The organism is Polyangiaceae bacterium, assembly GCA_015075635.1.
Lineage (GTDB): Bacteria > Myxococcota_A > Polyangia > Polyangiales > Polyangiaceae > JADJKB01.
Genome location: JABTUA010000001.1, coordinates 89860 through 110531, shown reverse-complemented (window position 1 = coordinate 110531; position 20672 = coordinate 89860). Strand labels below are relative to the sequence as shown.

The following is a 20672-nucleotide window of genomic DNA, read 5'->3' as shown; positions in this document are numbered from 1 at the left end:
TCGTTCGCGAGGTCGGAGTGGGGCTGGCTCGGCATCCTCAGTCGTCCTTGGCAGGCCCGGCCCCATCCTGGTCCTGACCATCGTCCTGGTCCTGACCCTGCTCCTCGTCCGTCTCGGGCTCCGCTTCGCGCGCGGGCTCCGGCTCCGGCCTCCCGCGGCGGAGCGCGATCGCCAGCATCGCCAGGAGCGCGCCGAGCCCGATGGCGATCGCGGCTGCCCAGCGGCCGAGCTTGCTCTTCTTCTGGGTCTCGCCGCGGGCCAGGCGTCCGAGGGCCTCCCTGGCGCGGCCGTTGTCCGGGTCGAGCTCGAGGGCGCGGTTGAAGAGTACCTGATCGGCGATGCCCTTCTCCGCCAGCGCTTCGCCTTCCAGGGTGAGGGCCAGGCTCTGGATGCGCTTCTTGTCTTCGGCGTTCTTGGTCAATCGCTCGGCGCGCTGCAGGGCGGCGAGCGCGGTCGGGCGATCGTCGTCGAGCTTCTTCTTGGCGAGCTCCAGGTAGCCCTCCGCCATCTCGTCGCGATGCTCGAAGCTCGGGTTCCGTGCCAGCACCTTGTCGTAGGCCTCGCGCATGGCGTCGAGCTTGCCCTCCTGCCGCGCCCGCGTGCCCTCGTCGAACAGCGTGTAGACCTGCGCCAGGCGCTGGCGGTCGAGCTCGCCGAAGAGCTCGCGCGCGGTGCGGTCCCAGGTCCAATCTCGTGGCGGCTTCTTGCCGAGGAGATCCTCGTAGCTGTCGCGCAGCTGCCAGCCCGCGACGTCGCCCATCATCGCCACGGCCTGGCGCGCGGCCTCGCGGACCTGAGCGCGCTCGGTGTTGGCGAACGAGATCACGATCCGGGCGGCGTCCGGATCACGCACGCGGCCGTACGCTCGCAGCACGTCGGCCAACACCTGGTGATCCTCGGTCTGCACGGCCTCGCTGGGGATGGCCTTGCCCATGCTGTCCAGGTGGCGCGCGGCCCACTTGGCGATCTTCTCCGCTTTGTGCTTCTTCGCCTCGATCAGCGCGGCCACGGCCTTGTCGCCCATTTTGCTGAGCTGCAGCTGGACGTCCACCCGCAGAAACTCCCCGAAGCGCGTGTGGACGTCGATCAGCTCGCGGGCTGCTTCGACGGTGCCGATGGTGGCGAGCATCCGGCTCATGGCGGCCACCGAGACCATGTCTTGCCAGGCCTTGGACTTCGGTTCGGCGTTTGCGACCAAGATGGCGAGGTAGTCCGGCGTCTCGATCTTGCCGCGCTTGCCCTCGGCCTCGAGCTTCTTACGCTCGGCGGTGCGTGCCTTGGTGCGGGCGCTCTCCAGCACCCGACGCATGTCGTCACGGTTCGCCTTGTCGGCGATGGCGTTCACGCGGCGGTCGATGGCCGACACCCAGCTCGGCTTGGCCTCCAGCACCTCCGTGGCGGCGGACTCGCGCGTGGTGGCGTCGTCCGAGAGCAAGCGCGAGAGCATGGCGTCGAGGTCTTCGAGATCGGACGCCGTCGGCTCGGCGAGCACGATCTTCGGGACCTCGGGCAGGGCGGCCAACGCGCGCTCCTTCCTCGGGCTGGCCGAGGCGAGCGCGCTGGGCGCCGACGCGCGCGCGGCGGGCAGGGCGATCGCGAGGCAGAGCGCGCCGGCAGCGGCGACGCTCAGTCCACGATGCGGAAATCGGGGAAGTCGCCGCTGAAGCTGCGCCATCGCGTGTCCACCCGATCTACGCGGGCCGCGCTCGGTCCCTTCTGCGCCCAACCGTAGAGCTCTCGAATGCTGGTCTCCTCGCCCTCGGCCAGGATCTCCACCGAGCCGTCGCTGCGGTTCTTCACCCAACCCGTCAGGCCGAGTCGCTTCGCCTCGCGCTGGGCCGACGCGCGGAAGTAGACGCCCTGGACTCGCCCCCGAATCACCAGGTTCAGCTGCTTGAGCGCCATGGCGGCCCAGTTAGAGCATCTTTCGACCCGATGGAACAGCCCGCGCGGACCGATCTGAACGTACGGTCAGCTCTGGTGGATTTGTCCTCCCCGTCCGTGATGTCATCTCGGAGGTGGCCTTCGAGGCTGACGCAGAGCCCGGGCAACGCAGCCCGGCCGAGCTGACCGCCGCGCTGTCCCGCGAGCAGCGCGTCAGCGCGGCGCTGCGCGAAGTGGGGGTGGCCATCGGCACCACGCTGGAGCTCGACGAGCTCCTGGAGCTGATCCTCGACCGAGTGACCGAGCTGGTCGAGGCCGACCGAGCGACGCTCTACCTGCTCGACGAGGCCAAGAACGAGCTGGTCAGTCGCTTCGTGGTCGGCCAGAACGTGCGTTCGATCCGCCTGAAGGTCGGCCACGGCATCGCGGGGACCGTGGCGCAGACCGGCAAGCCGTTCCGCATCAACGACGCCTACGCGGACGCGCGCTTCGAGCGGCAGTGGGACCAGCTCACCGGCTACCGCACCACGACCATGCTGGCCACACCGCTCAAGAACCACCTGGGCCGCACCATCGGCGTGATCCAGGTGTTGAACAAGAAACGCGGCGAGGACTTCACCAACGAGGACGAGGCCTTGCTGGCCGCGCTCTCGACGCAGGCGGCAGTCGCCATCGACAACTCGCGGCTGTTTCTCTCGCTGATCCAGAAGAACAAGCAGCTGCTCGACACCAAGGATCAGCTCGAGCGCAAGCTGCGTGATCTGGAGCTGCTGTTCGACTTGGAGCGCGCCACCGCCGGAGCGCAGTCGCTCGAGGCGCTCTTGACCGCGACGCTCGGTCGGCTCGCCGCGGCCTGTGGTGCGCGAGGCGCGGCGGCGCTCTTGGCGGAGGAAGACAGCGGTGATCTGATCGAGTACGCGTTCGACCCGCGGCTCACGGAGCCGCTGAGCCGGCGCGGCGTGAAGGCCGGCGAGGGTGTGCTCGCGGCGGCCATGGATCAGGCGGAGCCGATCCGCTTGGTTTCGGCTCGGGACGACCCGCGCTGGAGCACCTCGGGCGCGCCCGGGTTCTCCTTCGAGGTAGAACCGGTCCTGGCGCTGCACCTCGAGGGCGATGGTTCCCCCCTCGGGGCGGTGGGGCTGTTCGGTGAGGTCGGCTCGCCGCCCTTCACCGACGAGGACCTGGCGCTGGTGCGCATGGTCAGCGCGAACGTTTCGACTGCCGTGCGCCTGTTCCGCGCGAACCGGGCCCGCGAGGTCGGCGAGCGCCTGACCACCATCGGCAAGCTGCTGTCCCAGGTCATCCACGACTTCAAGACCCCGATGACGGTGATCAGCGGCTACACGCAGCTGATGGCCGAGTCGGACGACGCCGAGCAACGCGCGGAGTACGCCGAAGAGATCCTGAAGCAGTTCGACATCTTGACGGCGATGCAGCGCGAGGTGCTGGAGTTCGCGCGCGGCGAGCGCACCATTTTCATCCGGCGCGTGTTCCTCAAGAAGTTCTTCGCCGACATCACCCGGCAGCTCGGGCACGAGGTGGACGGCCGCGCCATCGAGCTCACGCTCGACGTGGACACCAAGGTCGTGGCGCGCTTCGACGAGAACCGCGTGGCGCGGGCGATTCACAACCTGGCCCGCAACGCCGTCGAGGCCATGGCGGAGCACGGCGGCTCGCTGACCATCAGCGCCGGCATGGAGGCCGGCGATCTGGTGATCGCGGTGCGCGACACCGGACCGGGCATCCCCAAGCAGATCGAGGGGCGTCTGTTCCAGTCTTTCGTGACCGCGGGCAAGGAGGGGGGCACCGGCCTCGGTCTCGCCATCGTCAAGAAGATCGCCGAGGAGCACGGTGGCAGCGTGAGCGTGAAGAGCTCGAGCCGCGGAACGGAGTTCGTGCTCCGGCTCCCTCAGGACGAAGGCAAAGACTCGAACCCACCCTCGCCGAACAAGTCGAAGGCCAGCGCGCCCGCGCGCGGCGGCGCACAGAAGACCAACGGATGAAGCGATCGCTCTCCCTGCTCGACGAGCGCCGCGCGGCGCTCGAGACCTGCGGCTACTGTCCGAAGCTGTGCCGAGCCGCTTGCCCCGTCTCTGAGGCCGAGCCGCGGGACTCGCTGACGCCGTGGGGGAAGATGAGCCTGGCGTGGTTCGCCGCCCGCGGCGACGTCGAGCCGGATCGCGACCACGCGGCGACGGCCTGGGCGTGCACCGGCTGCTACTCCTGTCGAGAGCACTGCGATCACCGGAACGAGGTCGCGCACACGCTCGGCGCGGCACGAGCGGAGTATCGCGCGCTGGGGCTCGCGCCCGCCGCGTCCGAGGCGGTGGTGGCCGGTTTCGAGCAGCGCCGGCGCGAGGTGTCGCGGGCGCTGTCGGAGCTCGCGCGCGAGCCCGGCGTGAGCGAGACGGCCGAGACGGCCCTGCTCCTCGGCTGCGACTACGTGCGGAAGCACGCGGCAGTGGCTCGAGCAGCCGTGGCGGTGGCCGCGCGCCTGTTCGGCGGCGTGCGGCTGGTGGACGGATGCTGCGGCCTGCCGCTGCTCATGGCCGGCGACCGCGCGGGCTTCGCCGAGAGCCTGGCTCGGCTCAGAGCGCAGGTCAGCGGCGCGCCGTCCCTGGTGGTGCTCGATCCCGGCTGCGCGGTGGTGCTGGAGGAGCTCGGCGCCAAGACCTTGGTCGAGCTCGCGGCAGCGCGTCTGGAGCGGTTCGATCGGGTGCCGCGCCTGGCGGCGGCGCCCAGCGTGCGCTGGCAGGACCCGTGCAAGCTCGGGCGCGGCCTCGGGATTTACGACGCGCCCCGACAGCTCTTGTCGCGGGCGCTCGGCCGCGCGCCCGAGGAGTTCGCGCGCTCGCGGGGCGAGGCGCTCTGCTCCGGCGGCGGCGGCCTTCTGCCCCAGACCATGCCGGAGACGTCGGCTCAGATCGCCGCGCGCCGGCTGGCCGAGCACGCCGAGTTGGGCGGCGGCCTGGTGGTCACCGCGTGCGCTTCGAGCCTTGCGCGCTTTCAGAAGAGCGGGGCCGACGTGATTGACCTGATCAGCATCCTCGACGAGAGCTCGCGGCCGAGCGATGGCTGAGGTGACGCGAAGCTCCCGCCGCCGGACCGTCGCCACCCGCGTGCTGCTCTCCTACGCGCTGGTCACCGCGGCGTTCGCGCTGTCCGCGGGGTGGGGCGTGTTCGCGCAGCGCAGCGCCGCGACCGAAGCGGACCTGATGCGCTCCGGGTACCTGCCGTTGTCGCTGGCGCTCCGCGACCTGGTGGCGAACCAGGACACCTGGAACACGCAGCTGAACCACATCACCACGGCGCGCAACCCCGCCGACAAGCGGGTCTGGTTCGAGACCTCGCTCAGGATCGGCCGCCCGAAGACCTTCGGCGAGGTGCGAGCCGCCATCTCCCGGGCCTTCGCGAGCTCGGGCGACGAGGCGGTGCGGGTGGTAGGGCAAGATCTGCTGCGCGAGGCTTCTTCGATCGAGGAGTTCCTGGCGCAAGACCGCGAGCTCCTGGGCAAGCTGTTCGAAGCGCTGGACCGAGGCGAGGCCAACCGCGCCGACAGCCTGCGCGACGAGCTGGTGACCCGGGGCGCGCAGGGCAAGAAGCGCATGAGCCAGCTGGAGCAGCGGGTCGGCCAGAACGTGGACCTCTTGCTCGACCGCGCGCGGGCGCGCGAGCGGCTGGCGATCCGGCTGCTCCTGGCGCTCTCGGGCTTCACGCTCCTGGTCGGCGTGGCGATGGCGTTCTACGCGCGGCGGGTGCTCAAGCCGCTGGCAGCGGTGACGGATAGGGCCAAGGCAGTGGCGCACGGCGACCTCACCCCGCACCCCGTGGTGGCGTCGCCCGACGAGATCGGCGAGCTGGCGACCACCTTCGAAGGGATGGTCGCCGCCATCGCGCGGGCGAACGAGCAGCTCCTCAGCTCGGAGCGCTTGGCGACCATCGGCAAGATGGCCGCCCACGTCACCCACGAGGTCCGTAACCCTCTCTCGAGCATCGCGCTCAACGTGGAGATGCTCGAGGAGGACCTCGGCGGGCGGGAAGACGCCAAGGAGGCCGCGGCGCTGCTCCGCGCCATCAAGGCGGAGGTGGAGCGCCTGACTCAGCTCACGGAGCAATACTTGTCGGTAGCGCGACGCCGGCCACTGCGCTTGGAGGAAGAGCAGATCGCCGAGGTCGTGAACGAGGCCTGCGTGTTCATGAGCGGCGATCTGCGGCGCCACGGCGTCGAGCTGGTCGTCGAGACGGAGGACGATCTGCCCGTGGTTCGCCTCGACGAGGCGCAGCTCAAGCAGTCGCTCTTCAACCTCTTGCGCAACGCGCGGGAGGCGATGCCGAACGGCGGCAAGATCCTGGTCGCGGTGCGCAAGGCTTCTGGCGGTGGCGTGGACGTGATCGTGGACGACGAGGGCGGCGGCATCGACGAGGCGACGCGCGCGCGGCTGTTCGAGCCGTTCTTCACCACCAAGGGTCACGGCACGGGACTGGGTCTGGCCATCACGCGGCAGATCATCGAGGACCACGGCGGTAGCATCGCCTGCGAGGCCCGGCCGGGTGGTGGCACGCGCTTCTGGATCCACCTGTCCACGCGCGACCAAGGGCCAGCGGCGGAGCGAGACGAGCAGGCGGCGGAGTAGCCGCAAAGGGTGCGCGCCGACGCAAACTCGGCGCACGCGAGCGGGGAGGCACGACGAAAGGGCCTGGTTTCTCGGGCCCGCCCTTTGCTTGGCGAAAGGGCATGGACGCTTCTCCATTACCCGTCTTCGCAAAGGTCCTCTCACTCGATGAGGTCCGGTCGAGCCACGATTGGGTCGCCTGGCACGAGCTCGCGCGCAACGCTCCACCGTTCCTGGCGCCGGACTTCTTCGCGCTGACCGAGCCCCTGGCAGGCCCCGGCGATCGCCTGGTGGCGGAGGCTTGGCAGGCAGGCGACCTGGTGGGGGCGCTGCCGCTCTTGCTCGAGCACAAGAACCTCCACGCGCTGCGCAGCGACCACACCCCGAGCTTCGACTACTGGGGTGTGCCGGCTGGCATCGACGCCACCTGGCGCGCCCTGATCGCCGATCGGCGCTGGGACGTGATGACCCTCAAGAACGTTCCCGCGCGCTCCGCTCTGGCCAAGCGGCTGCCGGAGCTCGGCGACCGGGATGGGTGTCCGGTCGTGGTACGACCCGGAGCGAACCACTACTACTTCGACCTGCCGGGCTTCGAGTCGCGGCTCAGCCCCAAGTTCCTGGCCAACCTGCGCCGCGTCGCGCGGAAGGCGGGACAACCCGAGCTCGAGCGACTCACGCGTCTGACGCGCTCCGACTTCGAAGACGCGCTGGCCATCGAAGCGATGGCCTGGAAGGGGCGCGCCGGGACCAGTATCGGCTCCGACCCCCGAGTGCTGCACCTGTACGCGGCGCTCGCACGCCTCTTCGGACCACGCGGGCGCGCGGCGCTCTCCTTCCTGCGGGTGCAGGGCAAGCGGGTGGCGATGCTCTTGTCGGTCGAGGACGAGCGAACGCTGTACGCCTTGAAGATCGGCTACGACCCGAGCCTGGCCGCGTCGAGCCCGGGACACTTGATGGTCTGGCAGGTGGCGCGGGACGCCGAGCAGCGCGGGCTTGGTCAGCTCGACTTCGTGGGGCGCGAGGACGAGTGGAAGCGGAAGTGGACCGACAAGTTCCGCGAGCACGTCTCGCTGGTCTTGTACCGCCGGTCGCCGCGCGGGCTCGCGCTGTACGCGTTGCGCGAGCAGGTCAAGCCGCGCTTGCCGGAGCGCTTCCAGGAGCTCGACGGCGTGCTCCGCCACGGTTGCCAACGCGGGGACATCGTGGGAGTCCACTCCCTGGTCGAGCGGGCGCGGGGCCGCCTGGATCGGGGCTTGGGCATCAAGAGCGGGCTGCGCCGGGCGCTGAGCAAGCCGGCGCCGAAGCGCGAGCCGCTGGGCAAGGCGTCGGAGCACCCGGTGGGCTCGTGGGTGCGCGTGCGGGACGCCGAGCAGGTCCGGGCGTCGCTCGGGCCGGACTCGCGCCTGAGAGGCCTCGCGTTCGTGCCGGGGCAGTGGCAGACGTGCGGCGGGGTGTACCGCGTCGCGCGGCACGTGCGGCGCATCCGAGACGACCACGGTCGCTTCCGGCCGGTGAGCGGCACCGTGCTGCTCGAGGGCGTCACCTGCGCGGGCTCCGGTCCCGAACCGGCGGGCTGCGGCCGGCATTGTCCACTCTGGTTCCGCGACGAGTGGCTGGAGCGGGTGGAGGCGCCGCGCCGGGAGCCGCCCGTCGCGTCCAGGTTGCGTCACGTCCGAGTGCGCAGCGTGGAGGAGATCCAGGCCGGGCTCGACGCGTTCGGGCGCCGGGACGGCCTGACGTTCATGCCGGAGATGGCCGAGCACGCCGAGAAGCGTTTCCACGCCGTGCAGCAACTCGGTGACGTGTTCGAATACGACGCTTGGACCCCCACGCGCGCGCCGATCTGGATCCTGGAAGGGCTGAGCTGCAGCGGCCGCGCCGCGGGCAGTCGGGGCCCCTGCGACCGGGCCTGCGCCCTGCTCTGGCACGAGGACTGGCTGGTCTTCGAGGCGGCGCCGGGGGGCTGAGGTGGCGACGCTCGGGCTCTGCCAGATCGAGTCGGGCTCGTCGCGCGCCCGGGAGCTCTGGTGCGGGCTCACACCGCGCGCCCAGCCCCAGTACTTCACGAGCTGGCCCTTCGTCGAGACGTGGCTCGACGCCTTGCCGGCGGCAGTCAGGCCGCCGCTCTACGCGCTCCTCCGCGGGGACCAGACCGTGGCGCTGTTCTTCCTGGGCGCGCGCCGAGTCGTGCGCCACCGACTGCTGCCGAGCCGGGCGCGCTACCTGAACACGACGGGGGACCCGCGCTACGACGAGCTCACGCTCGAGCACAACGCGCTCCTGTGCGAGCCGGGCGCGGAGCTGGGCCTCCGCGAGTGGATCGAGCTTTTGCCGGGCGCCTGGGACGAGCTGTTCCTGCCAGCGCTCTCCCGCGACGGATTCCCGGGCCGCGCGCTGGACGAGCCGCTGGGTGCCGGTCGCGTCGTGATCGAGCGACGCGTCGAATCACCCTACGTCGATCTGGGGAGGGTACGCGCGGCGGCGGGCGGCTACCTGGCGTTGCTCGGATCGAGCACCCGCGCGCAGATCCGTCGGGCAGAGCGGGGCTACGGTGAGATCGAGGTGAACGTCGCAGAGAGCGCGGCAGCGGCTCGCGAGGTATTCGCCGAGCTCGTGGAGCTGCACCAGCGAGCTTGGAACGCTCGGGGTCAGCCCGGCGCCTTCTCCGATCCGTGGTTCCTCGGTTTCCACCGCGAGCTGATCGAGCGCCGCCTGCCGCACGGCGAGATCCAGCTGATGCGGGTGCGGAGCGCACGGGCCACGATCGGCTGTCTCTACAACTTCGTCTGGCAGGGGCGCGTGCTCTTCTATCAGAGCGGCCTGGCGAGCGAAGAGGATCCGCGCAAGAAGCCCGGCTACGTGTGCCATGCCCGCGCGGTGAGCTTCAATGCCCGAGCAGGGCACGACGTGTACGACTTCCTGGGTGGGGATGCGCGCTACAAGCAGAACCTGGCTACCGGCAGCACCACCCTGATCTGGGCCCGGGTCCAGCGGCCGCTGATGCGTTTCGCCCTCGAACAGCGCTTGCGCGACCTCCACCGGGCCCTCCGGGCGCACTGACGCGGTGCGAAACGGCTTCGCTGAGGCGGTCCGACAGCGATCGATTTGCGTCAGAGGCCGAAGACCAAGTCCAGCCGGAGCAGCTTGAAGATCGCGAGGGGCTGGTCGGTGACGCCGTCGAAGCGGACGCTGCCGCCATTTTCGCGCACGCGCTTGTACAGTGAAACGAGCGCGCCGACGCCGGAGCTGTCGATCAGCCGCAAGGCCGACAGGTCCACGACGACGTCGCGGCCGTTCTGCGCCGAGAGCTCGTCCAGGGTCGGGCGCAGATCGCTGGCCGTGAGCGCGTCCAGCTCTCCGCTCAGGTGCAGTCGGATGGTCTTTCCGTCGTCTTCCACAGAATGCTTCATGGGCACCACCAAGCCATGCAAGCCGCGATCCGAGGGTGACTATACCCCTGAACCGCCCCGGGGCATGTCGCTTGCAACGACCCCCGATGTCATGGTTCGGCGACGCCTCGCACGCCTGCTCGACGCATCCGGGGTCGTCGAGCTCTTGCTGCGCGTGGGTTCGCCGGGGTCTGGCTGGGTGCCAGCGCTGAACTACCACAGAATCCACCCCGATCCCGAGTCGCAGCCGTTCGACCGGGGCGTGATCGACGCGACCCCCGAGGAGCTCGATCAGCAGATGGCGATGCTGGTCCGCTACTTCACGCCCATCACCGTGAACGAGCTCGCCGATCACGCGAACCAGGGCAAGCGCCTGCCGGAGCGACCGGCGCTCGTCACTTTCGACGACGGATATCGCGAGTGCCTGACGCGCGCCTTGCCCATCCTGTTGGCGCACCGCGTGCGTGCGTCGTTCTTCGTCCCCACCACGATGGTCGGGGAGCGTCGCGCCTTCTGGTGGGATCGCCTGAGCTTCGTCGTGCGCTCGGCTCGAGTCAGCCGGCTCTCGATTCGCTACCCCGTCCCCCTCCAGCTCGACCTCTCCCCTGGGGCGGAGGCCGCGGTGCGGCGCCTACTCGCGGTCTTCAAGCAGAGCTACGATCTCGACGTCGAGCGGTTCCTGAACGAGGTGAACGAGGCGGCGGGGGTGCCCTGGAACCGGGAGATCGAGCGCAGGATTGCCGACGAGCTCGTGCTCGACTGGGAGGGAGTCCGAGCGCTGGTGCGCGCGGGGATGGAGGTTCACTCGCACACCCGCACGCACCGCATTCTGCAAAACCTCCGCAGGGAAGAAGTGGACGCCGAGCTCGCCGGGTCGCGCCATGACATCCAAGAAGCTCTTGGCGAGGCGCCCCGCGCGATCTCCTACCCAGTGGGGCACCCGATCGTGGGCCGCCCATGGCTCGTGGACAGCGTGCGCGCGGCCGGCTACGAGCTCGGCTTCTCGGTCGGCGTCGGCGGCGACTCGGGTCGAGCGCACCCGTTCGACGTCGGGCGCATCTCGCTGGACGTCGGCACGCAGCTCGGCGAGTTCCGCGCGATGTTAGTCCACCCGGCGCTCATGGTCGCCTGAGCGACGGCCCCGAACGTCGTCGGCCCGGTCCACCCGCAACGGCTGCCGGAGCGGTCGCCGGAGCTCGGTCTCCGGAGGGAACCGCAGGCTCACGCCGGCGAGCACGCTGTTTCTCCTGAAGCTCAGCGGGTCGGGGGGAGCGGTGCCGTCAGCGAGCTGCCGGGTGTGCTGGTAGCGCAGCCCCAGCGCCGCGGATGGGGCCAGTTGCCAGGCGAGCCCCAGATCGGCCAGCGTGACCTCCAGGCGCGCGCCGCGCGAGGCGTCCTCCTCGATCACTCGCCCGCGCTGATAGCCCGCCGAGCCTGCCACCACCAGCGTGCGCTCGCCGAGGAGCGGCACCGCACCAGAGAGCAGGACTTCGTCCACCAGCAGTGTTTGTCCGAGGGTGACGCTCGTGGTGGCGCGGTGCGAGTAGCTGAGCGCCGCCCCGCCCCAGTCGTCGGTGTAAGCGAGTGCCGCCAGAGCGCTCGGGTGCCAGAAATGGCGACCCGAGCTCGGACGGTCCACGCGCATCGCGCCGGCCTCGAGCCGGCTGGTGAAGTAGCGGCCAAAGTCGTGACGGTGGATGGCGACCGCCGTGCTGGTGAGCTGACGCACGCTCGGCCTGGCGGCGCTCGAGCTCACCGTGCCGTACTCTCCGCGAAGCTCGAGGCCGACAGCGTCCAGGCGAAAGCTCCGCTCGAGCCCGAGGCTCGCCTGCGTGTCCGTGCTTCGAGGCTGAGCGGAGTCGTCCAAGGACCGGCCGTAGGCGAAGCGCGCGCCCTGCCAGCCCCGCAGGCTCCGCGTCAGGTCGTGGGAGAGCGTCTCGTCCGCGCCCAGCGTGAGCGTAGTGCCGGTTCCCTGGAGCGTACCGCTGAGCTCACCCGCGCCTGCCGGTGTGACGATGGTCGCGGTCCAGGCTCGCGTCGTGCTGGCGCTCGTGCCGACCAAGAGCGAAGTGCGCGGATCGAGATCGAACAGGCCCTGGTATTCCGCGCGATTCGACCAGGTGTCGGCGTCCCGCTCGTGCCAGTGCAGCGTGACGCTGGTGGTCACGCCGAGCCGCTGGAGCGCGCCTCGAGTGCCCCGCGTCAGCCCGAGGCCGGGGCTGAGCACGGCGAAGGCATCAGCCTTCTTCTCCGGTACGCCCGGCACCGGCTCGTCGGGGGAAGACTGGGCGTTGTCGGTCCAGCCGAGCTGCGCCTCTCCGACCAAGGCGACCTCGGTGTCGGCTCCCCGCGCCGCTCCGCTCGCCAGCATCAGCGCGACGAGCAGGCCGAGCGATCGGTGCGGAGAGCGGCGAGTCACGTCTCGACTTTCACGACGCGGCGCTTGCCGCTCTGGTCGGCGGCGATCTCGGGCACCACTGCGACACGCAGCTCGACACCGGGAAGGAACTTGCCCGCGCCCTCGCGAACGCGCTCGAGCACGCTCTGGTCGAAGCCCTGCGCCGGCACCAGCCCGAGGTCGATGCTGCCGTCGCGGCGCTGGATGACCTGGAACTCTCGCACCCGATCCGCCATCACCGAAAACAACACGTTGAACAAGAGACCGCTGACCGGACGCCCGCGAGCGTCGCGCAGCGTGTCGGTCACGCGCCCTTCCACGCTGGCGAGGCGGTCGAGCCCGCGGCCACAGGCGCAGCGGCCGGGCGGCAACGCCGTGGCGACGTCCCCGGTGACGTAGCGAATGAACGGCGCCCCGAAGTTGTGCAAGTCCGTGAGCACCACCTCGCCCGGCTCACCGGGGGCGGCAGGGCGCGTCCCGCGCTCGTCTCGGACCAGCAGCTCGACGACCAGGTTCTCCATCGAGGTGTGGAGCCCCTGGTGCGCGTCGCACTCCGCCGCGATCAACATGACCTCTCGGCTGCCGTAGGTCTCGAACACGTGGGGGCCGAACGCTCGCACCATCACCTCGCGATCCGCAGGGTACAGCCGCTCGGCGGCGCAAATCACGGACATGCCGGGCTCGACCTGGCTCTTCGACTCGAGCAGGTAGCGCCCGAGGGCCGCGCCAGCCTGCGAGTAGCACACGAGCACGCTGGGGCGGACTTCTTGGAGCAGGTGCACGACCCGCGCGAGTGCTTGCTCCGACCGGTCGGTGCAGTCCACGAAGTGCTCGCGGCGGAGCAGGTGGTCCACCGCGATCTTCGCGCGCTTGGCCGCCGGGATCGGGTGGAACGCGGCGAGGCTGCCCCAGAAGTGCACGCTCCTGTCGCCGGGCTGGTAGTGGGCCCAGCCGTAGCCTCGGAGCTTCACCGCGTTGCGCCAGTGGTCCGAGTCGCGGTCGTAGGCGAACGCCAGCGGGGTGCCGCTGGTGCCGCTCGTCATCTTGTGGACCTCGGGGAACGGCGCGCGGGTGGACGAGCGATCGGAGAGGGTCTCCCGGGCTGCCTCGCGGGTGAGCAGCGGGAGCTTCTGCAGGTCCTCGACGTTCTTCACGTCACCCGCGTCGACCCCAGCGCGTTCGAAGGCACGACGGTAGTAAGGCACGTTCGCCTGCGCGTGGCGGAGCAAGCGCCCGAGCGAGCGGCTCTGAAGCTCGATCAGCTCGTCGTGCGACAGCCACTGGCTTCGGTCGAGCTCGCGGAGGTGCGCGAGCGTGGGGCGGCGCCGAACGCCGCTCTCCCAGGTCGGGTGGAGAATCTCACGGAACAACACGCCGTAGGCATCGCTCATGACATCACCGGGGGGGCGGAGATTTCGTAGCTCAGGTAGCCGGCGGGATCGCCGGAGCGACCGTGCATGGCTGCCAGAGCGACGTTGAACATCTCTCGGGCAGTCACGTAGTGGAGGAGGAAGCGCGAACCGTCGGTGCACAGCGCACCGAGCGCCTGGTGCAGCGCGCGACCGCCGTCCCCCAAGAGCGAGTCCGCTTGGGGCTCCGGGGCGCCGTGGGTGTGCAGCTTGACGAAGATCCAGTCCGACCGGCCCTCGACGTGGATGGCCTGAGCGAGCCAGCTCTTCGCCCGCCGGGGTGTGGCGGGGTCGCGCGCCGACAGCGCGCCGTTCTCGATGCGCAGGCCGAAGCGTCCACCCGGGCAGAGGGCGAGCGGTCCTTGGATGCAGAGCACGCGATCGTCGCGGGCGCTCCCGACGCGAGCGCGCTCGCCGTGTTCGTGGGCGCGCGCCCGACTGGGATCACCGGCGGGCCAGTAGATGCGATCCACGATACCTGGCTGTGTCTCGTCCGGCGCCGAAGGGAAGGTGAAGTCCGCGTAACAACCCGTCGCGAACAGGAGCTCGAGCTCGTTGTCCACGCCGCACCAGCGGCCGTCCCGGCGCGAGTTGGCCAGGCACCAGTTGCCGTGGATGAAACCGTAGCGGATGCGATCCGCCCGGTCGCGGCCCAAGAGCCCGTGCCGCGAGAAGCTCTGCACGCCCTTCTGCAGCGTGTGCTCGAGGTTCTCGGCCGTGTCGGCGTCGTGGTGCAGGTGCAGCTCCACCTCGGCCAGTCCGTCGCGGGTCAGGCTGGCCAGCATCTCGAGGTACTCCGGCCGGTACTGCTCGAGCGGGAAGAAGAAGCTGTGACGCGGCGGCCGCCCGTCGCTGTCGCGGAAGGCTCGGGCGAGCTCGGGGTAGCCGCGGAGCCAACGCTCCACGCGCTGGCTCCCTGTCGCGTCGCTCGCGCCGCCCCAGAGCGGCTCGAAGTGGTCGCACAGGGCGACCAGGACATGGCGTGGGCCAACCGGCTCGGCTTCCGCGGCCCGCTCGAGCAGCGCCCGCGCGTAGCCGAGGATCCAGCGGTGCAGGTTCTTGCCGGGGAGCGCCAGACCGAGCATCGCGCCCCCTAGCCGTCGAGCACCACGGCCCCGGCCAACGGCACGGGAGCGAGCCCGTCGATGGCGCGGCGCAGGCTGCGCCGTTCGGTCACGCCGCGCCTCACCGCGAAGAGCACGCCGTCCACCAGCTCGGCGATCCAGTGGACGAGCATGCCGTCGAGCGCCGCGCCGGCGTCGATGATCACGTAGTCGAATGAGAGCCGGAGGTCCGTCAGCGCCACGCGCAGCGCATCGCGCTCGGCCTGGGAGATGGGTACGACCTGACCGAGCGCGAGCCCGACGCACAGCCCGGTGTCCGCGACCCGCTGGAGCGCGTACCGGTGGGAGCTGGCTGCCGGGAGCAGATCGAGATCGGTGCGGAGCCCGAACATCTCGGCGAGCGCCGGGCGGGTACGGTGAGCGTCCACCAGCAGCACCGACGGACCCCGCTCCTCGGCGATGGCCAGCGCCAGGTTGGCGGCGAGGGTGGTCTTGCCGTCGCCGGTTGCCACGCTGGTCACGGCCACGAGGCGCGGGTCCTTGCGCTGCTCCAGCCGATGACGGGCGAGCCTGAAGGCGTCGGCGCGCGGCGTGCTGGGCTCCGCGAGCAGCACCAAGCGCGGGTCCAGCGGCGTGGGGAGCTCGGCGTCGATGAAGACGAGTTGGGTGTCCGCAGCGCGCTGGCGCACACTTCCCACTGAGACGATGGGGCGAACCGATGAGCCTCCGTCAGACATGGGCCCTCCTCTGCCGTCGCATCGCCGGGACCTCCGCCAGCACGTCGATCAGATCATCGGCGCCCTCTCTGTCGTAGATGCGATCGTCGAGGGCCGCGCGCCCGAGCGCGGCGCCGATGCCCGCCAGCACCGAGGCCGCGAAGAACAAGAGCGCGATCGTGCGTGGACCCGGTGGAATCGGTCGCTGGGGCAGGTACGCCGGATCGATCATCGTGGTCTGGGTGCCCTGCCCGCCGCTCGCCGAGCTCTCGGCCATGTCGGCCTTGAACAGCGCGGCCTCGACCTGATCGTGGCGCTGGCGGGCCTCGGTGACCCCGCGGATCAGTCGTGCCCAGTCGGTCTCCAGGGCGACCAGATCTTCGGTCTTCGTCTCGGCGGCGTTACCCGTCTTCTCTGCGGGCGTGCGCGGGACCGTGACGTAGCGCGGAGCGGCCTTCTTCGTGTCCTCGCCGGCGGGTGCTGGGACCGCCGCCGGCGCTGGCGGCGGCGTGGCGATCGACAGCTTCGCGCGCGCGGAGAGGAGGCGGCCCTCGGCCCGCGCCAGCGCGTCGCGCGCCGCGCGGACGTCGGGGTGCGCGTCCGTGTAGCGCTCGCGCTTCTCGGCCACGCTCTGCCGCGCGGCCTCCACCGCCGCGCCGGCGCGGGCGGCCTCCTCGGCGGCCTCACGCGCCGCGCGCTCGTCGGCGGGTGACGGCACCGCGGGCGCGGGGGGTGCCACGCTCGTTTCCTTCTCAGCTTTCGCGGCCGGCAGGGCGACGACTCGAGGCCGGCTCGGGGTCGTGGTCCCCGGCCTGGCGACGCTCGCCCGGATGGCCGCACCAGTGGCGAGCGGCATGGCATCCAGCGCGAAGCTCGGGTGTGCGGCCATGAAGCCCGCCAGGTCTTGCTCGGCGTTCTTCAAGCGCTCGGCTGCGCGCTTCTTCTCCTCGGCCAGGAAGTCGCGGGCCGCCACGGTCTGCTTCTTGCGGAGATCGGCGTCCTGCGTGACCACCAGCTCGGCGAGCCGAGCGGTCACGTCCCTGGCCTGCTCCGGAGAGGTGCCTTGGAACGCAATGCTGAAGGTGTCCCCGCCCGGCGCACGAAATTCGATGTGCTTGCGCAGTTCGTCGACGGCGTCGAAGGTTCCATAGGTCTTGCGCACGTCGGGATACAGATCGAACTGCTCGACCACCCCGCTGAGCTCCCGGCGCGAATTGAGCAGCTCCTGCATCCGCGCGGCGACGCTCTTCGGAGCCATCGAGGGCTCTCCCGTCTCCGCGCTGCGCACCGTCTCGGTGTAGAGCAGCACGGTCTGCGAGCGGTAGAGGGGCTGCCTGAGCAGCAAGAACGCCAGGCAGCCGAGCTCCCCGATCAGGACCAGCGCGAGCGCGGTTCGCCAGAAACGCGAGGCCCGACCCAGAAACGCCAGCAGCCGGTCCAGCTCGGCGCGCGGCTCGACGCGGGTGGAATCGATCTTGGAGCGGTTCACGGGTCACCTCGTTTCGGAGCGAAGGCTCCCACCAGAGCCGCCGCGAACGGCAGGCCGCCCACGAACGCGGCGAGCCCGCCCAGGCAGAGTCGGAGCGGGCTGAGCTCGGCGGACTTCCGGACAGCGCCTTCGTCCGCGATCTGGAAGGAGAGCCCCATGCTGTGCGTCTCCCGCATCGAGCCCAGCTCCAGCGCGGCCTTGCGCGCCTGGCTCTTCTCGAGCTCCTGCTCTCGCCACTCCAGCGAGCCGATCAGGCTCACCAGCTGCACCTCCGTGAGCGGGTCCAGCTGGGTGGCTTCGCGCAGGCGCGCGCGTTTGCGAGAGATCTCCGCGAGCCGCTGTCCCAGGGCGCGGTTCGCGCGCTCCAGCGTGACCTCGGCGCTGACCAGGCTGGCCTGGGCCTGCTGCTTGCGCGCGTTCTGCTCGCGTTCCACGACCAGCCGTCCGAGCTCACGCGTCACTGCCAGCGCGAGCGCGGGCTCCTTGGCGCGGAAGCTCAGCACCAGCCGGGCCGAGCGCGGCGCGTCGGCCACGGTGCGCTCCTCCAGGAAATAGTTCTGGTGGACTTCGATGTCGATGTCCTCGCGGAAGGACTCGATGGCCGCCGGTGGGTTGCTCCGGCGCAGCGTCGGGTAGACGTCGTGCCGCTCCATGACGCCGAGCAGCGCCTCGCTGGTCAGAATGCCCTCGCGCACGTACTCCGCCAGCTGGCGCCGGGCGCGAGGCAAGGTGGTGGGATCGGCGTTCGGCTCCACGACGCGCAGCACGAAGCGCGGCGCGTGGTCCGGGCGCAAGAGCGCGATCGCGGCGACGACGACCAGGGCGAAGAGCAGGCTGGTGAGCAGGCTGACTAGCGGGCGCTCCCGCCCCGCGAGCAGCAAAGCTCTCGCGAAGGCCCCGAGGTCGCGGAGGCCAGGCTCCTGATCCGTCCACCAGGAGCTAGCCCGAGAGGAGCTCGCCGACGGTGACCAGCTCATAGCCGCTCCTTTCCAGCTCTGGGACGATTTCACCGAGCGCGTCGAGGGTCCAACGCTGACCCTCGTGCAAGAGCACGATCGAGCCCGGCTCGACCGTGTGAGGTGAGACCCGCGCTACGACGTCTCGCGGGCTCTGCGTACGCCAGTCCTCCGAATCCAAGGACCAGAGCACGAGCGTGAGCCCGGCACGAGCGCAGCTGATCAGCGTGCCGAGCGACAGGGCACCGTAGGGCGGACGCACCCAGCGATGGTTGCCCGCGCTGCCCGGCAAGAGCGCCGAGCTCGAGGCGAGCTCTGCGTCGAGCTCTCGCCTGGCCGACAGCTCCGGAAAGCGCTCGTGGCTGTGCCCGTGGCTGCCCAGCTCGTGGCCGCGCCGCGCCATTTCGCGCACCAGGTCGGGTCGCCGTTCGCACTCGGCGCCGACCAGGAAGAACGTCGCGCGTGCGGCGTGCCGCTCCAGAAGCTCGAGGTACTCCAAGGAGAGCTCGCTCGGGCCGTCGTCGAAGGTCAGCGCGACTCGCCGCCGCGTGGCGGGCCCGCGCACGACCAACAACGAAGACGGCAGGACGGCCTCCGCCACCGCGCGCAAGGCGCGCCGGCTCTTGGGCATCGCCCGAGCAGCGGCGAACTCGCCGATCATGCCGCCGCCCTTCTCCGGACGAGCCCGGTGACCTCGAGCAGCACCTGGTAGAGGTGACGCGCGCTCTCTTGCCAGCTGGGGATGGCCGCGACGCGGGCCACGTACTCCGGGTCGTGGGGCCAGCTCACGGCGACGCCGAGCGCCCGGCCCAGCGCCGCCGGATCTCGCGGCGGCACGAGCTCGCCCAAGACGTCGCTGGTCACCAGGTCGGGGATGCCGCCCACGTTGCTCGCCACCACGCGCCGGCCCGAGGCCAGCGCTTCGCTCACCACGTTCGGCGAGCCCTCGGCGACGCTCGGCAGGGCGAGCACGTCCGAGGCCGCCAGGTACTCGGGGATCTCCCGGTGCGGGCGCTCTCCGAGCAGTACCAGGCGCACTCCCAGCTCGCCGGCGAGCCGCTGGCAGTCGTCGGTAGCCGGCCCACTGCCGACCAGCCAGAGCTCGGCGTTGCGCAGGGTGGGATGCTGGAAGGCTCGCACCAGGTCCAGCACGCCCTTGTCGGGGTCCAGCCGTCCGACGTAGAGCACGGCCGGCGCTCTCCCGAGGCCCAGCTTCGCCCGCGCTGCTCGCTGGTCGCGAGGGAAGAATAGCGCGGGATCGACGCCGTTCTGTACGACGGTGACGCGCGCCGGATCCACCCCGAGCGCCGCCACCCGCGCCGCCAGGGGCCGGCTCACCGCGACGACGCGTGCGGCCTGCGCGAGCGCCCAGCCGAGCCGGTGACGCGCCGCCGGATCGTTCGCGAGCACGTTGACGTCGGAGCCGTGCACCTTCACCACGGCGGGAACGCCCAGGAGGCGCGCCAGCACCACCGCCGCGTAGCCGTCCGGATACGCCCACGAGCCGAGCAGCACGTCGGCGCCGCCGCGGAACTGCAGCACGTGGGGTGCCAAGGACGCCACGTAGAGCGGGCCGGCGACGGCGCTGCCGATCTTCGGCAGGTAGGCGTAGCGAGGATGAAACACGCTCAAGTTGTCGATGCGCTCCAGCGCGGGCACGCGCCGGAGGCGACCTGCTCGGGACCAGCGCGAGAAGCCGCCCGAGCCAGGGAACCACGGGATGGTCGCCAGGACGTCCACGTCGCACCAGCGCGACAGCGCTGCGAACTGCTGGCGGTTGAACGGCGACGAGTGCGGCTCGATCCGGTTCGGGAAGATCTTGGTCAGGACCAGCACCCGCATGGTCAGCTCGCGCGCTCGAGGTGCGTCGAGCGTCCATGTGCGGCGCGGGTCATCTCCACGGTGACCAACGTCACATCGTCCAGGCGGCGTCCTCGCAGGCGCCGGTCCAGTGCGGCCAAAATGGCGTGATTCAGCCCGCGGGCGTGGGCCGGTGCGTGCGCGACCAGCGCGCGCAGCTTGTCCATTCCCAGGAGGTCAACCTCGATCGCTTCGAGCACGCCGTCGGTCATCAGCACGACGCTGTCGCCGTCTCGGAACGGGAAGACCTCCTCCGTGAAGGTCGCGTTGGCGACGACGCCGAGCGGCGGGCCTGCCACGCGACCGAGCACCCGTACGTTGCTGAACGCACTGCGTGCGAGGGCGGGGACGTGGCCGGCGTTCGACACCGTGAGCGTGCACAGCTCCCGGTCGAACTCGAGGGCCGCAGCGGTCACGAAGCGATCGATGGGCAGGGCGGCGGCGGCCGTGCGGTTCAGCTCGGTGAGCAGGTGTGCAGGGCTCGCGCTCGAGGCCGCGAGCTGGCGCGCGCGGGGCACGATGCCGGGCAAGAGCGCGGCACCGTCTCGCCCGCGACCGCAGGCGTCGCCAATCACCACCATCAAGCGACCCGAGCCGCGAGCGGTGACGAGGTAGAAGTCACCCGCCAGCTCGTCGGCGGGCCGGCACTCCGCCGCCACCCGGAAGCCGTCGGAGCTCCAGGGAAGCGAAGTGATGCGGCTCTTGATGCCCATGCGTCAGGATTGCGGTGCATGCTGCGTGCCACTGGCTTCTCGGCTGGGGCTCGTGCAGAACCGAGCAACTTCTGCGTGTCGACGCGGTCGGTACGCCGCCTGTGCGCAGCCGCTTCCACCCGAGGGACGACCAGACGCCCGAAGTGGTGAATTGGTCAGCATGGTGCTCGCGCAAAGGTCG

The 20672-nt window shown here is 70.7% G+C and carries 18 protein-coding genes; 6 read left to right on the top strand and 12 right to left on the bottom strand.

Features of this window, described 5'->3' with window-relative positions; translation table 11 throughout:
- Positions 1 to 37: 37 nt before the first annotated feature.
- Positions 38 to 1522 carry a hypothetical protein gene (locus HS104_00480; GenBank protein ID MBE7478458.1) on the bottom strand — a complete coding sequence of 495 codons (1485 nt, stop codon included), beginning with the start codon at positions 1520 to 1522 and terminating at the stop codon, positions 38 to 40.
- Positions 1523 to 1626: 104 nt separating this feature from the next.
- Positions 1627 to 1905 carry an acylphosphatase gene (gene yccX, locus HS104_00475; protein MBE7478457.1) on the bottom strand — a complete coding sequence of 93 codons (279 nt, stop codon included), beginning with the start codon at positions 1903 to 1905 and terminating at the stop codon, positions 1627 to 1629.
- 113 nt (positions 1906 to 2018) lie between these two features.
- Here yccX and HS104_00470 point away from each other — a divergent pair, with 113 nt between their 5' ends.
- The 5 genes from HS104_00470 (at position 2019) to HS104_00450 (ending at position 9557) form a co-directional block, all read left to right on the top strand.
- Complete coding sequence (locus tag HS104_00470; protein MBE7478456.1) at positions 2019 to 3887, top strand: GAF domain-containing sensor histidine kinase; 1869 nt, start codon at positions 2019 to 2021, stop codon at positions 3885 to 3887.
- On the top strand, positions 3884 to 4963 hold the full coding sequence (locus tag HS104_00465) for a (Fe-S)-binding protein (protein ID MBE7478455.1): 1080 nt from the start codon (positions 3884 to 3886) through the stop codon (positions 4961 to 4963). Before HS104_00470 ends, HS104_00465 begins: the two co-directional genes overlap by 4 nt.
- On the top strand, positions 4956 to 6518 hold the full coding sequence (locus HS104_00460; protein ID MBE7478454.1) for a HAMP domain-containing protein: 1563 nt from the start codon (positions 4956 to 4958) through the stop codon (positions 6516 to 6518). The genes HS104_00465 and HS104_00460 overlap by 8 nt, the downstream gene beginning before the upstream one ends.
- A gap of 101 nt (positions 6519 to 6619) precedes the next feature.
- Positions 6620 to 8464, top strand: a complete 1845-nt coding sequence (locus HS104_00455) for a GNAT family N-acetyltransferase (GenBank protein MBE7478453.1) — start codon at positions 6620 to 6622, stop codon at positions 8462 to 8464.
- Between the two features lies 1 nt (position 8465).
- Positions 8466 to 9557, top strand: coding sequence for a GNAT family N-acetyltransferase (locus tag HS104_00450; GenBank protein MBE7478452.1), 1092 nt, complete (start codon positions 8466 to 8468; stop codon positions 9555 to 9557).
- Positions 9558 to 9607: 50 nt separating this feature from the next.
- On the opposite strand, the gene HS104_00445 is transcribed toward HS104_00450, so the two are convergent.
- Complete coding sequence (locus tag HS104_00445; protein MBE7478451.1) at positions 9608 to 9907, bottom strand: STAS domain-containing protein; 300 nt, start codon at positions 9905 to 9907, stop codon at positions 9608 to 9610.
- 91 nt (positions 9908 to 9998) lie between these two features.
- On the opposite strand from HS104_00445, the gene HS104_00440 reads away from it, so the two are divergent.
- Positions 9999 to 11018 carry a polysaccharide deacetylase family protein gene (locus tag HS104_00440; GenBank protein MBE7478450.1) on the top strand — a complete coding sequence of 340 codons (1020 nt, stop codon included), beginning with the start codon at positions 9999 to 10001 and terminating at the stop codon, positions 11016 to 11018.
- Here HS104_00440 and HS104_00435 read toward each other — a convergent pair.
- Genes HS104_00435 through HS104_00395 form a run of 9 tightly spaced genes read right to left on the bottom strand, consistent with a single transcriptional unit; the run spans position 10989 to position 20491 of the window.
- The gene (locus HS104_00435) at positions 10989 to 12305 is read right to left on the bottom strand and encodes a hypothetical protein (protein MBE7478449.1); all 1317 of its coding nucleotides are present in this window, start codon (positions 12303 to 12305) and stop codon (positions 10989 to 10991) included. The two genes, HS104_00440 and HS104_00435, sit on opposite strands and share 30 nt — an antisense overlap.
- Positions 12302 to 13675, bottom strand: coding sequence for a phenylacetate--CoA ligase family protein (locus HS104_00430; protein MBE7478448.1), 1374 nt, complete (start codon positions 13673 to 13675; stop codon positions 12302 to 12304). The genes HS104_00435 and HS104_00430 overlap by 4 nt, the downstream gene beginning before the upstream one ends.
- Positions 13672 to 14778, bottom strand: coding sequence for a hypothetical protein (locus HS104_00425; protein ID MBE7478447.1), 1107 nt, complete (start codon positions 14776 to 14778; stop codon positions 13672 to 13674). The genes HS104_00430 and HS104_00425 overlap by 4 nt, the downstream gene beginning before the upstream one ends.
- 8 nt (positions 14779 to 14786) lie before the next feature.
- Positions 14787 to 15494 carry a hypothetical protein gene (locus HS104_00420; GenBank protein MBE7478446.1) on the bottom strand — a complete coding sequence of 236 codons (708 nt, stop codon included), beginning with the start codon at positions 15492 to 15494 and terminating at the stop codon, positions 14787 to 14789.
- On the bottom strand, positions 15487 to 16962 hold the full coding sequence (locus HS104_00415; GenBank protein ID MBE7478445.1) for a hypothetical protein: 1476 nt from the start codon (positions 16960 to 16962) through the stop codon (positions 15487 to 15489). Before HS104_00415 ends, HS104_00420 begins: the two co-directional genes overlap by 8 nt.
- A complete protein-coding gene (locus HS104_00410) occupies positions 16959 to 17939 on the bottom strand; it encodes a hypothetical protein (protein MBE7478444.1) in 981 nt (326 codons plus the stop codon). Before HS104_00410 ends, HS104_00415 begins: the two co-directional genes overlap by 4 nt.
- On the bottom strand, positions 17902 to 18579 hold the full coding sequence (locus HS104_00405) for a polysaccharide deacetylase family protein (GenBank protein ID MBE7478443.1): 678 nt from the start codon (positions 18577 to 18579) through the stop codon (positions 17902 to 17904). The genes HS104_00410 and HS104_00405 overlap by 38 nt, the downstream gene beginning before the upstream one ends.
- The gene (locus tag HS104_00400) at positions 18576 to 19760 is read right to left on the bottom strand and encodes a glycosyltransferase family 4 protein (protein ID MBE7478442.1); all 1185 of its coding nucleotides are present in this window, start codon (positions 19758 to 19760) and stop codon (positions 18576 to 18578) included. The genes HS104_00405 and HS104_00400 overlap by 4 nt, the downstream gene beginning before the upstream one ends.
- Before the next feature lie 2 nt (positions 19761 to 19762).
- The gene (locus HS104_00395) at positions 19763 to 20491 is read right to left on the bottom strand and encodes a serine/threonine-protein phosphatase (GenBank protein MBE7478441.1); all 729 of its coding nucleotides are present in this window, start codon (positions 20489 to 20491) and stop codon (positions 19763 to 19765) included.
- Positions 20492 to 20672: the final 181 nt, after the last annotated feature.

Coding starts and splice junctions, on each gene's coding strand:
- HS104_00410 (MBE7478444.1), bottom strand. CDS start 17,939: ATGAGCTGGTCACCGTCGGCGAGCTCCTCTCGGGCTAGCTCCTGGTGG.
- HS104_00460 (MBE7478454.1), top strand. CDS start 4,956: ATGGCTGAGGTGACGCGAAGCTCCCGCCGCCGGACCGTCGCCACCCGC.
- HS104_00395 (MBE7478441.1), bottom strand. CDS start 20,491: ATGGGCATCAAGAGCCGCATCACTTCGCTTCCCTGGAGCTCCGACGGC.
- HS104_00440 (MBE7478450.1), top strand. CDS start 9,999: ATGGTTCGGCGACGCCTCGCACGCCTGCTCGACGCATCCGGGGTCGTC.
- yccX (MBE7478457.1), bottom strand. CDS start 1,905: ATGGCGCTCAAGCAGCTGAACCTGGTGATTCGGGGGCGAGTCCAGGGC.
- HS104_00465 (MBE7478455.1), top strand. CDS start 3,884: ATGAAGCGATCGCTCTCCCTGCTCGACGAGCGCCGCGCGGCGCTCGAG.
- HS104_00405 (MBE7478443.1), bottom strand. CDS start 18,579: ATGATCGGCGAGTTCGCCGCTGCTCGGGCGATGCCCAAGAGCCGGCGC.
- HS104_00400 (MBE7478442.1), bottom strand. CDS start 19,760: ATGCGGGTGCTGGTCCTGACCAAGATCTTCCCGAACCGGATCGAGCCG.
- HS104_00455 (MBE7478453.1), top strand. CDS start 6,620: ATGGACGCTTCTCCATTACCCGTCTTCGCAAAGGTCCTCTCACTCGAT.
- HS104_00430 (MBE7478448.1), bottom strand. CDS start 13,675: ATGAGCGATGCCTACGGCGTGTTGTTCCGTGAGATTCTCCACCCGACC.
- HS104_00420 (MBE7478446.1), bottom strand. CDS start 15,494: ATGTCTGACGGAGGCTCATCGGTTCGCCCCATCGTCTCAGTGGGAAGT.
- HS104_00425 (MBE7478447.1), bottom strand. CDS start 14,778: ATGCTCGGTCTGGCGCTCCCCGGCAAGAACCTGCACCGCTGGATCCTC.
- HS104_00445 (MBE7478451.1), bottom strand. CDS start 9,907: ATGAAGCATTCTGTGGAAGACGACGGAAAGACCATCCGACTGCACCTG.